The sequence below is a fragment of the Sphingopyxis sp. Root154 genome (assembly GCF_001427105.1).
GTDB lineage: Bacteria > Pseudomonadota > Alphaproteobacteria > Sphingomonadales > Sphingomonadaceae > Sphingopyxis.
This window is the reverse complement of the sequence record NZ_LMGI01000002.1, coordinates 1,719,869-1,731,507: the sequence shown is the minus strand read 5'-3', so window position 1 is coordinate 1,731,507 and position 11,639 is coordinate 1,719,869. Positions and strand designations below refer to the sequence as shown.

Genomic DNA, 11,639 nt, shown 5'->3' with positions numbered 1-11,639 from the left:
CCGATAGTCGGTGGCGGCCCTATGGCACAACCACATTGAAGCGCGGATCGGCGGGCGGGTGGAGCGCGAACCACGAGAGGAACGCCGCGCGGTCGCCATCGATCTTGATCGTGCCCGACTGGAGCAGCGCCGGGAACTGCGCCTGCCCCAGCATCACATCGTCGAGCGTCGCCCGGTTTATCGTGATCGTCGCGGTCGGCGCGGGGTCGGTCATGCCGTAACGCGGCACCTCGACCCCGCCGCCGACGACGATCGCGACCGTCTCCTTGCTGTCGGGCAGCATGAACTGGAATGTCCCTTTGGCCGCGCGGCCTTTCGCGGCGTCGAAACGCGTCGCGAGCGCGTCGAAAAATACCGCTGTCGGGATCGCGCTGACGAAGCTGCGGCTCTGCCCGTTGCCCGACAGGCTTTCGACCGCATTGCCGCGCAGACTTGCGGCGGCGGCGAGATAATAGTTCCGCCAGGCGCCGGACTCGGCCTGATAGCCCATCTGGTCATAGGCCGAGGCGAGCGCCGCGCGCGCGTCCTTGTTGTCCGGCTGCGCAAAGACCAGCTTGTTCAAAAGCTCGGCCGCCCAGCGATAGTCGCCCGCCGCGATCGCCGCCTTGCCTGCGGCGAGCAGCTTGTCGGCGCCGCCCGCAAGCGCGACATATTTGGGCGCGCTGGCTTCGGGCGGCAGCGGGTTGAAGTTGGCGGGATTGCCATCCCACCATCCGAAATAGCGCTGATAGGTCGCCTTCATGTCGTGGTTGACCGTCCCATAATAGCCGCGCGCGCCGAAGTCCGCCGCCTGCCCCGGCGCCTCGGGGGTGACATCGGCGAGCTCGTGGAGCGTCGCGCCGCGGTTGGCGAGGAACAAAGTCCGGTCGTGGACATAACGATAGATGTCGCGCTGGTTGGCGAGCAGGCTGCTCACCTCGCCCGCGCCCCATGTCGGCCAGTGATGCGACGCCAGCGCGACCTCGGCCTTGCCGCCCCAGCGGACGAGCGCGGCGTCGATCACCTTCGACCAGTGCAGCGCATCGCGCACCTGCGCCCCGCGAAGGGTGAGCACATTGTGCAGCGTGTGCGTGACCACCTCGGTCGTGTGCAAAGCCTTGTACGCGGGAATATAGAAGACGAACTCCGACGGCGCCTCGGTCCCGCCCGCATCGAGGAATTCGAACGCCAGCCCGTCGATCGTCAGCGTGCCGCCCGTCGCCGCCACACTCTCGGTCGGCTCCATATAACCGATCGTCCCCGACGACAGCTTCGGCCCCAGCCCGGTGTCGACCTGTCCCGCAGGCCCGGGCGCGAGGATCGACCCGAACATATAGAGCGCGCGGCGTCCCATCGCGGTGCCGGCAAGGACATTCTCCGACGTCGCTTCCTCCGAAAAGCCGTGTGGCGCGATGATGCGGATCTTTTCCTTCTTCACCTGTTCGGGGGTGACGATGCCGCCCACCCCGCCGAAATGGTCGCTGTGGCTGTGGCTGAAAATCACCGCCTTGACCGGCAACTTGCCCGATTTCGCCTCGACGGTATCGGCGAACAATTTCCAGCTCGCTGCGGCCGCCTCTTCGGACAGCAGGGGATCGACGACGATCCAGCCCGACTTGCCGCGAATGATCGTCATCACCGAAATATCGTAACCGCGCAGCTGCCAGATCTTGCCCGGCACCACCTCGAACAATCCGTGCACCGCGTTCAGCCGCGCCTGCCGCCACAGCGACGGATTGACCGTATCGGGCGCCGCCTTGGCGTCGAGGAAGGCGTAAGGGCGCCGGTCCCACACCGTCTTGCCGTCCTTGCCCAAAATCACCCCGCCCGGAATTTCGGCAAGCTTGCCGCGCAGCACATTGGTCTCGTCGCGCGGGTCATCGAGCGGCAGGCGTTTCGCGATTTCGGCCTGCGCGGTGCGCGTCGCCTCGCTCGCGGCGTCCTGCGCGGCGGCGGCGAAGGGCAGGGTGCCGGCAAGCAGCAGGGCGGTCAGTCGGCGCATCTTGTGTCTCCCCCATATTTCGGGGCAGCTTGCGCTGCGGTCCGGCGCTTGGCAAGCATCGGCCCATGACCGACGCTCCGCACCTCCTCATCGCCTGGCACAGCCGCACCGGCGGCAGCCAGGCGCTCGCCGAGGCTGCGGCGGAAGGCGCCGGTACGGCGGCGCGGCTCGTCGCCGCCGACGATGTGACGCCCGAAGCGTTGATCGCAGCGGGCGGCTATCTCTTCGTCGGCCCCGAAAATCTCGCCGCGCTCTCGGGCGCGATGAAGGAGATGTTCGACCGCTGCTATTACCCGTGCCTCGGGAATCTCGAGGGCCGCCCCTATGCGACGATCGTCTGCGCGGGGTCCGACGGCGAAAACGCCCAGCGCCAGCTGGACCGCATCGCGAAAGGCTGGCGACTGAAACGCGTCGCCGATCATGTGATCGTGAACACCTCGGCGCAGACACCCGAAGCGATATTGGCGGCCAAGAGCATCGCACCCGACCGGCTCGCCGAAGCCGGCGACCTCGGCGCCGCGTTGGCGGAGGGGCTCGCGGCGGGGATTTTCTGAGGAAAATGCCATTCACCATCCAAGCTGTACTGCATGAATAATACAGCATGGCCTGGATGGGTCAACCGCCGGATGCCTTTGCGTTCACCGTATCGCCCCCGGCTTGACCCGGGGGCCGCTGCGAATGGCCGGAACGCGATGGGAAGCGGACGTTGCCAAATTTTCTTTTGGATGGGACAGCAATCGGCCGCCAGCGGCCCGAACCACTGGAACGGAAAAGCGCGCGCAAGCTCCACCAGGAAGGGGGCGATCAGGTCTCCTGCGCACCCAGCACATACGGCCGACCGTCGATCAGCAGACGCCCGGTGGCACGGTCGATCGACCAGTTCACCGCGCTCGGGGTCAGCGCCTCGACCGCGATCAGATTTTCGGGAGTGCGCGAAACGCGGAAGCTGCCGTCGCCGAGCGCCACCGTCTGCGATCCCGCCGAAAGATCGACGGTCGCCTCGGCCTGCTTGTTTCCCGAATCCTTTCGCGCGGAAAGGGCGACGGTATAGTCGCTGAGGTCGAAAACACGATGTTCCAGCGTCACCAGATTGCCTTTGACTGCGCCCAGCACGACGCGCGTCCCCAGCGAGAGCTGCCCGACGGCCATGATCGCGCCGCGATTGGTCGGCTGGCGCAGTATCCCCAATCTCTCGCCCGCCTGCTCATAGCTGAAGAACAGCGAGGGGCCGGGCCAGGGGCTCGTGCGAATATTGTCGGCTTCGGCAAAGCCCGGCGTCAGCGCCGGCTTGTCTGCCAGGGTGCCCGGCGTCGCCTCGGCATAGCGCTTGCCGTTCTTGCGCACCGTTACGCGTCGGTCTGGCGATATGCACGCCGCGAACGCCGCCTTGCCGGGCGCCCCGCTTGCCTCGGCGGCTTGGGTGCAGAGGACCTGCGATCCGTCCGCAAGGCGCCATACGGTGAACAGCGTTCCCGCCGGCACATGCGCGGGCAGGGCACCTCCGATGTCGAACGCGGACGCCGCCTTTTGGGCTTGCTGCGTCACCGTGACCGAGGATTGCCACAAAATGGCCTTGGGCGTCGCGGAGGGCGCCTGGGCGGTGCCCTTGTCGACGACCGGTTCGCCCCACGCCGCTTCGGCGACCATTTCGGGCACCTCGCGGCTGACTTTGATGTCCACGATAATACCTGCCGATGCGGCGCTCGACATCAACACGCACCCCAGAAAAATGGCTGTCTTCTTCATGTTGTTTCCCCCTGTCAGTCTCACGACACTGGCGGGAAATAGTTGAAAAAAAGCCAATAACGCGGCGGCTGGATCGCCACCGGGGGCGTGAGGAAGCAAAGCGCTCAGTGCGACCGATGCTCGCCCTTCACCCAGCGCACCGTGCCCGACGAGGCGCGCATCACCACCGTCTCGGTGGTCATCACGCCATCGCGGCGGCGCTTGACGCCGCGCAGCAGCGATCCGTCGGTGACCCCGGTCGCGGCGAAGATCACGTCGCCCTTGGCGAGGTCTTCGAGGTCGTAAACGCGGTCGAGATCCTCGATCCCCCATTTCTTCGCGCGCAGCCGCTCGTCGTCATTGCGGAACAGCAGGCGGCCCTTGAACTGGCCGCCGACGCAGCGCAGCGCCGCCGCGGCGAGCACGCCTTCGGGGGCGCCGCCCGATCCCATATAGATGTCGACATTGGTGTCGGGATTGGTGGTCGCGATCACCCCGGCGACGTCGCCGTCGGGGATCAGCGCAACGCCGCAGCCGATCGCGCGCAGCTCGGCGATGATCGCTTCGTGACGCGGGCGGTCGAGCACGCAGACGATGATCTGTTCGGGCGGGCAGCCCTTTTCGCGCGCGACCGCCTCGACATTCTCGCGCACGCTATTGTCGAAATTGACCACGCCCGGCGAATAGCCGGGGCCGACCGCGAGCTTGTCCATATAGACGTCGGGGGCGTTGAGAAGGTGGCCTTCCTCGGCGATCGCCAGCACCGCGAGCGCGTTGGGACCGGCCTTGGCGGTGATCGTCGTGCCTTCCAGCGGATCGACCGCGATGTCGATCTTCGGGCCCTTGCCCGGCGCGCTGCCGACCTTCTCGCCGATATAGAGCATCGGCGCCTCGTCGCGCTCGCCTTCGCCGATGACGATGGTGCCGTCCATATAGAGGGTGTTGAATGCGGTGCGCATCGCCTCGACCGCGGCGGCATCGGCGGCTTTCTCGTCGCCGCGGCCGATCAGCTTCGCGGCGGCGATCGCCGCCGCTTCGGTGACGCGCACCATTTCGAGCACGAGCACCCGGTCGAGGTTGCTGCTATTCGTCATGTTCGCCACTCTCCGTCTTTACTTGTTCCGCCCCGTGGGCATGGTGGGCGCCATATGGTCGCCCGCGCCACTTGTCGAGAACGCTTCGCCCGATTCGGTGCCGCTTTCGCCATGAGCTGTGTCATCGCGATGACGGCGGCAGGGACCGCCGCCGCGCAGACGCAGGGGCCGCCCGCGCCGCCGCCGCCGCGCGATGCCGAAAGCGCCGCCGCGAAGGCAAAGGAAATGGTCGACCCGATCAAGCGCTGCAAACCCGCCGACGACGGTTCGATCAATGTGTGCGGCTCCGACACCGATCTGCACCGCCTGTCGCCCGAACTGCGCGCGATCGCGAATGAGGGCCGCGAGGCGCCGCCGAAGCTGCCGCGCGCCGAGGCGCAGGCGATGACGCTCGACAAGCTGCCGTACAATTGGATGTCGCTCGGCGGCCGGATGAAGCGCGGCCCCGAATATAATCCGCTCTATGAAGCGGTGAAACGCGCGACCGATCCCGAAACGGGTACGCCGCCGACGCCCGAAGAAGAGCCCTAGGCGAAGACTTCCGCCGCTGCGCGGCGCGGGCCGGCGGCGCGGAGGAACCCCGCCGCAACAAGGATCTTCCCCAGAAAATAGGCAGCGAGAAGCAGGATCCACGCGAAGCTCATGGCGATTTCGAGCGCGCTTCCGGGCGCTTGCGCGTTCTTCCAGATGACCGCGCTGTGGACGAGGATGAGTCCTCCGAGCATGAGGCCGAAGACTGTACCGAAAGCCAGATAAAAGCCGAAGAGACGCCATTGCGCCTGCCCGGTCGCCCGCCACGATTCGGCGATAGCCGAAAAGGGATTGAGCCGCCCGCCCGCGCCCATGATCGCACCGGTCAGGCAGAGCCGGGCCTCGATCCATGTGCCAAGGACGACGAGCGCCAGCCGGTAGGCCCCGTCGACGAAACTCCCGGCCAGTGCGTTCCACTCGGCGATACCGATCGTGAGCAGGATCGGCAGCGTCGCGATTACGCCGATGCTGAAATAGAGCAGGATAATGACGATCAGATACGCCGCGCCTGCGACCATTCCGTACATGATCTCCGAAATATAGCCTTCGCGAAACTCGGCGAGGATCGCGTTCCACGCCGCGAACATCGCGCCCGCGACGATCGCCGACACGATGCCGAGCAAATAAAGCGGTCCGGTGATCGAGCCGCTGATATAGGTGCCATAGGTGTTGACCATCAGCGCGATGATGGTGCGAAGATTGAAGATCGGCTCGCTCGATAGCAGGAGGAACGGCACCAGCACGCCCAGCCCGATATAGGCGATCAGCGCCCGCCAATGTTCGGCCGCCAGCGCGCGCGCCTCGGCCAGCCCCTGCCTGATTTCGATATCCATGTCCGCCCCCTTGGTTTCCCTGGATCAGGGGTAACCGGCGGGGCAGCGATTTCAAGCGGGCTAAAGCGCCAAAATGGGCATATGCATCGGCGCCCCGACGACATGGTCCGATGCGCCGAGGATATTGAGCGCCGCATGGATCGTGCTGGCCGGACCTTCGTGGGTGACGAGCACGATCACGACGCCGCCTTCGTCTTCGCTGCCGCGCTGGATCAGGCTTTCGATCGACACTCCGGCGTCGCGCATCGCCGTTGCGATCTCGGCGAGCACGCCGATCCGGTCCTCGACGATCAGGCGGACATAATGCTTGCCGACCCGCGCGCCGGCGTCGGCGACGGGTGCCTGATCGAGCGAGTCGACCGGCATCGCGAAGGCGGGGCCATATTCGTCGCGCGCGATGTCGATGATGTCGGCGACGATCGCCGACGCGGTCGGGCCCGCGCCCGCGCCTGCGCCCTCGAAGAAGAGGCGGCCGACGAAATTGCCCTCGGCGACGACGGCGTTCAATGCGCCCGGAACATAAGCGAGCGGATGGTCGGCGGGGACGAGGCACGGCTGGACATGCTGGTACAAACCATTCGCGTCGCGCTCGGCCATTCCGATCAGGCGGACGCGGTGGCCCAATGCCTCGGCCTCGCGGATGTCGGCGGCGATCAGCCCGCGGATCCCGTCGGCGGTCACTGCGCCGATGTCGAGCTTCGTCCCGAAACACAGCGCGGCGAGGATCGACAATTTATGCGCGGCGTCGATCCCGTCGACGTCGAAGGTCGGATCGGCTTCGGCATAGCCCTCGGCCTGCGCCGCGGCGAGCGCGTCGGCGAAGCTGGCACCGTTCCGCTCCATTTGCGTCAGGATATAATTGCAGGTGCCGTTGAGGATGCCATAGACGCGCGCGATCTCGTTCGCCGACGCGCCCTCGCGGATCGCCTTGATGACCGGGATCCCGCCCGCGACCGCCGCCTCATATTTCAGCGGCGTGTCCTTTTCCTCGGCCAGCCGCGCAAGGTCGAGCCCGTGATGCGCGATCATCGCCTTGTTCGCGGTGACCAGCGCCTTGCCCGCACCGAGCGCATGGCGCGCCAGCGTCAGCGCCGGGCCGTCGGCGCCGCCGATCATCTCGACGATCACATCGACATCTGCGGCCGCGACGAGCGCATCCATATCGTCTTCCCAGCGATAGGGCGACAGGTCGACCCCGCGGTCCTTGTGCCGGTCGCGCGCCGACAGCGCGACGATCTCGATCGCACGCCCGGCGCGGCGCGCGATCAGGTCGCGGTTCGCCTCGAGCAGCCGGACGACCCCGCCGCCGACGACGCCGATCCCCGCGAGCGCGACACGCAGCGGCGGACGAGGGGCGGTCGGGGCGGAATAGGGCGACATGCGAGGAGCTCCGTATAGACGCGGAGCCGCGCCCCGCCGTTGGGAGCGCCCTATCGGCTTTTGCAATGGAAACAAGCCCGGCGCGCCTAGGGCGCATCGAAGCTGAGCTTTAGCCCGTTATGGAATGCTGCACCGGCCCGCTCCCCCCTCCCGGCGTCCCTGACGATCGTAGCCTATGGGAGGCCGGGAGGGGGAGCGGGCCGGTGCAGCCCTCGCCGTCAGGCAAGGAAAATCACCCAATCGGCGCCTTGCGCGTGCGCGTGCATTCGCCGAGCGCGCCGAGGACGACACTATAGTCCGACGCCGCCTTGCGTCGATCCTCGGGAGCGGTTCCCGCCAGCTTGCTCAGCGGCAGCTGGCGTGGCAATCCGCAGGCGAGCCGATACCAGGCGAGCGTACCCCGCGCCGGCACCGCCGCCGACGCGTCGACGATCTCACCGAACGCCGCCGCCCAGCGCCGCGACCCGTCGGCGGCGGTCATGATGGTCAGCGACACGGGTTCGCCCGTGCTGGTGTTGAGGAACAGCTGCGTCTCGCCCTCGCCGGGCAGGGTGCCCGGAACGTGGAAACCGTTCGCGACGCCGGTGATCGCCGGCGGCGCGCCGGGCTTGACCAGTTCGGTCAGCACGGCGCGCAATCGCGCCTCGGTCGCCGGATCCCACGGCAGCTGCGCATCGGGCGCGATCAGCTGGACGCTGCCGGTGTTGCTGCTTCCCGCCGTCGTTCCGGCGACGGGCCGGGCAAAGAGCAGGACGGGCTGTTTCTTCTTCAGCTTCGCCGGCTTTCCCTTCGCGTCGAGCGGCAGGTCGACGAGGTAGGAGATTCGCGCGGCGAGCGGTCCCGCGCCGCGAATCAGGCTGACAACGTCGGACTCGACATAGAATCGCGCGTAGCCCGCCGCGACTCCGGGTGCCTGAGCCGGTTTGAGCGCCGTGGCCTTATATATACGCGCGTGCAGCGCGATCGGCGCGGCGCTCGCCAGATCGGCGATGTCGGCATAGCTGTACGGACTGGCCGCGGCCGCCGCCGGGGGCGCCTGCATCGCGGAAACGCCGGGGATTCCAAGAGTTAAGGCGAGTATGCCGGCGATAGCGGCCGGGTGGGGGAGGCGCATGATCGTTCCACTTTCCGTCGTTTATGACACCGGTATCGGCGTTGAAATCCCCATCATGGGACAAGGCACATTAACCGCTGATAAAGGGTTTGCGAATGTGCCGCCACCGCGATAGGACGGGCCGCGAAGCGTCCGGCAAAAACATAATAAGCCGAACGTAGCGCCGCCGGGTCTCGCACAACGCATCGGAAATCATCCGGGCATTTGGCAACCGAACCCGTCGGCAGGGAATTGGTGTCAGGATGATCTAGCAAGGAGCGTCGTCCCTGAATGGCTTATGGTGATAATGTCGACCCTAAAAACAGGGTAGTGGCGATTGTCTTGGTTGGTCTGCTTACAGCGGTTCTGGGCTACGGCCTGGTCAACGGCTTGAATATCAGTATCGTCAAGAAACTCGCCGAAAAATTGGATGTGGTGGACGTAGAAGAGCCGCCGCCGCCGGAGGAACCCCCGCCGCCGCCGCCGCCGGACAATAAATTGCCGCCGCCGCCGCCGGTTGTGACGCCGCCGTCGCCCATTCCGCCGCCGGTGACGACCAACACGGTCCAGTCGGTGCCGAAGGCGCCGCCGACGCCGCCCCCGCCCGTCTATACGCCGCCGGCCCCGCCGGCGCCGCCGCCGACGCCTGATCTCAGCGCCGCCGGTACGCCAAAGGGCAACCCGGGTCGCTGGGCGACGAACGACGATTATCCGGCCCGTGCAATGCGCGAAGAGCGCGAAGGTACGACCGGGTTCCGCGTCACCTATGGCGCCGATGGCCGTATCACGTCCTGTGATGTGACCGCGTCGAGCGGCCATGCCGATCTCGATGCCGAAACCTGCAAACTTATCCAGCGCCGCGGCCGGTTCAATCCGGGCAAGGATCGCGCGGGTAACCCCGTGGGCGGCAGCTACAGCAATCGTATCCGTTGGCAGATTCCGCGCTGATCGCGCGACCGGATCTGTGTTTCGAACTTATCGAATATTTTGAGAGGGATTTTCCAGTATGTTTAATCTGATCGCAAATGCCGCCGCTGCGGCAGCACCGGCCCACGAAGCGGGGCTCAGCCTGATGCCCGCCGCGATGTGCGTGAAGGAAGAAGGCGCGAGCCCCTATGGTCTCGTCCCCGCACTGTGCGAAGGCGGCATCGTCTCGCAGGTCACCTTCCTCGTCCTGCTGATCATGTTCGTCGGCACGCTCTACATCCTGTTCACCAAGCTGTTCGAACAGAATAAGGTGATGAACCAGGGCAAGGCCGTCGACGCCAACTTCTGGCGCGCCCCGACGCTCGCCGACGGCGCCTCGAAGCTCGAAAAAAACAGCGCCTATCGCCAGGTCGTCGAAGACGGTCTGCGCGCCAACGAAGAGCATAACAAGCTCGCCAACCCCGTCGAAGCCCACGACTGGATGCACGGCACGCTCGAGCGTTCGCAGAACCACATCAACTCGAAGCTGAACTCGGGCCTCGCCTTCCTCGCGACCGTGGGTTCGACCGCTCCGTTCGTCGGTCTGTTCGGTACGGTTATCGGTATTCTTCGCGCCCTCGTGAAGATCGGTGCGTCGGGCCAGGCTTCGATCGATACCGTCGCCGGTCCGGTCGGTGAAGCTCTGATCATGACCGCCATCGGTCTGATCGTGGCGGTTCCCGCGGTGCTCGCGTTCAACTGGCTGCAGAGCCGCAACAAGGCGATTGCCCGCCGTCTGTCGACCTTCTCGAACGACGTGCTCGGCTCGATCATGTCGAATGGCCAGGTGAAGCCGGCGTCGCTGACCCCGGCGAAGGTCGCTGCTCCGGCCGCGGCACCGAAGAAGGCCTGATTGGTCTCCTGGACCCCCGCCGTTCGCCGCGTGGCGAAAGGCGGGGTCCGTTGGACAGGGTTGCCACACCGAGTGGCGTGTCGACCCGATGTCCGTGACAGAAATTTTGTGACAGGATGCTAATCCTATGGCGATGAGTGTAGGCGACAAGGGTGGCGAAGACGCCCCGATGTCCGAAATCAACACGACTCCGCTCGTGGACATCATGCTTGTGTTGCTCATCATCTTCCTCATCACGGTTCCCGTGGTGTTGGAGACGGTGAACCTGAAACTGCCCGACGTGGCGTTTGAGGTGACGACGACGAAGCCTGAGAATGTGCTGCTTTCGATCCGTTCGGCTGATACCGACGGCGATGGCGAGCCCAACCCCGAGAGCACGGCGTGTGAAGTATATTGGGGTCAGACCCCGGTGGATTCCAAGCAGCTGCTGGAACGCGGACAAAAGAAGCTCGAGCAGCTGCTCGAGGATATCGGCGGTCCGCAGAATATCACCGAGGAAAATTTCCCCGAAGTGCATATCCGCGGCGACGTCAACACCCCGTACCAGTGCATCGGTGGCGTGATCTACACGATGCAATATGCCGGCTTCCAGAAGATCGGGTTCATTTCGGAACCGGCTCCTGGCTCGGGCACCGTGGGCCGCCTGTAAGGGCGCGCTCCGTTTAGGAACGAAGGAATAATCGCATGTCCATGGCAGTTGGAGATCGGGACGAAAACGAACCGATGATGGACATGAACACGACGCCGTTGATCGACGTCATGCTCGTGCTCCTCATCATGTTCATCATCACCATCCCGGTCCAGACCCACGCGGTGAAGATCGACCTGCCGGTCCCGACCGACAGCCAGAGCAATGTCGACCCCGAAAAGAACAAGGTGATGATCGATCCCGCGGGAACGATCACCTGGAACGGTTCGCCGGTCGATCTCGCTCAGCTGGCGAATTATCTGGAACAGACCAAGGCGTTGCCGGTCGAACCCGAACTGCAGGTCCAGCCCGACCCCTATGCGCGCTATATCGTCGTCGACAATGTCATGGCGGTGATCAAGCGCAGCGGCGTCGGCAAGCTGGGCTTCGTCGGCAACGAGCAATACGCCCGCGTCTTCTGATCTTCGATCAGGGCCGTCAGGCAAAATATGGGGCCGCGAAGCAATTCGCGGCCCTTTTTTTGGTCCTTTCCGA

The 11,639-nt window shown here is 65.6% G+C and carries 12 protein-coding genes; 6 read left to right on the top strand and 6 right to left on the bottom strand.

The window, feature by feature from the left end; translation table 11 throughout:
• Positions 1–19 precede the first annotated feature (19 nt).
• Positions 20–1,981, bottom strand: coding sequence for an alkyl/aryl-sulfatase (locus tag ASD73_RS13930; protein ID WP_056372992.1), 1,962 nt, complete (start codon positions 1,979–1,981; stop codon positions 20–22).
• 65 nt (positions 1,982–2,046) lie between these two features.
• Between ASD73_RS13930 and ASD73_RS13925 the strand changes: the two genes are divergently transcribed.
• Positions 2,047–2,535: an NAD(P)H-dependent oxidoreductase gene (locus tag ASD73_RS13925; RefSeq protein WP_056376081.1), complete on the top strand. Its 489-nt coding sequence runs from the start codon at positions 2,047–2,049 to the stop codon at positions 2,533–2,535.
• A gap of 250 nt (positions 2,536–2,785) precedes the next feature.
• Here the strand turns inward: ASD73_RS13925 and ASD73_RS13920 are convergent, their stop codons facing one another.
• Entirely contained in the window at positions 2,786–3,727 is a 942-nt protein-coding gene (locus ASD73_RS13920; RefSeq protein ID WP_056376079.1) for a hypothetical protein, read from the bottom strand.
• Positions 3,728–3,831: 104 nt separating this feature from the next.
• A complete protein-coding gene (gene glpX / locus ASD73_RS13915; RefSeq protein WP_056373670.1) occupies positions 3,832–4,800 on the bottom strand; it encodes a class II fructose-bisphosphatase in 969 nt (322 codons plus the stop codon).
• 111 nt (positions 4,801–4,911) lie between these two features.
• Between glpX and ASD73_RS13910 the strand changes: the two genes are divergently transcribed.
• Positions 4,912–5,331, top strand: a complete 420-nt coding sequence (locus tag ASD73_RS13910; RefSeq protein ID WP_235534412.1) for a hypothetical protein — start codon at positions 4,912–4,914, stop codon at positions 5,329–5,331.
• Here ASD73_RS13910 and ASD73_RS13905 read toward each other — a convergent pair.
• The 3 genes from ASD73_RS13905 to ASD73_RS13895 all read right to left on the bottom strand — a co-directional run bounded on the left by ASD73_RS13905 (position 5,328) and on the right by ASD73_RS13895 (position 8,586).
• Complete coding sequence (locus tag ASD73_RS13905) at positions 5,328–6,164, bottom strand: hypothetical protein (protein WP_056372989.1); 837 nt, start codon at positions 6,162–6,164, stop codon at positions 5,328–5,330. The genes ASD73_RS13910 and ASD73_RS13905 overlap by 4 nt on opposite strands.
• 60 nt (positions 6,165–6,224) lie before the next feature.
• Positions 6,225–7,544, bottom strand: a complete 1,320-nt coding sequence (locus ASD73_RS13900; RefSeq protein ID WP_056372988.1) for a homoserine dehydrogenase — start codon at positions 7,542–7,544, stop codon at positions 6,225–6,227.
• 232 nt (positions 7,545–7,776) lie between these two features.
• Positions 7,777–8,586: a hypothetical protein gene (locus tag ASD73_RS13895; RefSeq protein WP_235534410.1), complete on the bottom strand. Its 810-nt coding sequence runs from the start codon at positions 8,584–8,586 to the stop codon at positions 7,777–7,779.
• A gap of 342 nt (positions 8,587–8,928) precedes the next feature.
• Here ASD73_RS13895 and ASD73_RS13890 point away from each other — a divergent pair, with 342 nt between their 5' ends.
• From ASD73_RS13890 to ASD73_RS13875, 4 genes are all read left to right on the top strand, one after another.
• Positions 8,929–9,585: an energy transducer TonB gene (locus tag ASD73_RS13890; RefSeq protein ID WP_056372986.1), complete on the top strand. Its 657-nt coding sequence runs from the start codon at positions 8,929–8,931 to the stop codon at positions 9,583–9,585.
• Positions 9,586–9,643: 58 nt separating this feature from the next.
• Positions 9,644–10,456, top strand: a complete 813-nt coding sequence (locus tag ASD73_RS13885) for a MotA/TolQ/ExbB proton channel family protein (protein ID WP_235534408.1) — start codon at positions 9,644–9,646, stop codon at positions 10,454–10,456.
• Positions 10,457–10,583: 127 nt separating this feature from the next.
• Positions 10,584–11,105, top strand: a complete 522-nt coding sequence (locus tag ASD73_RS13880; RefSeq protein WP_037517271.1) for an ExbD/TolR family protein — start codon at positions 10,584–10,586, stop codon at positions 11,103–11,105.
• 35 nt (positions 11,106–11,140) lie between these two features.
• The gene (locus tag ASD73_RS13875; RefSeq protein WP_037517269.1) at positions 11,141–11,566 is read left to right on the top strand and encodes an ExbD/TolR family protein; all 426 of its coding nucleotides are present in this window, start codon (positions 11,141–11,143) and stop codon (positions 11,564–11,566) included.
• Positions 11,567–11,639: the final 73 nt, after the last annotated feature.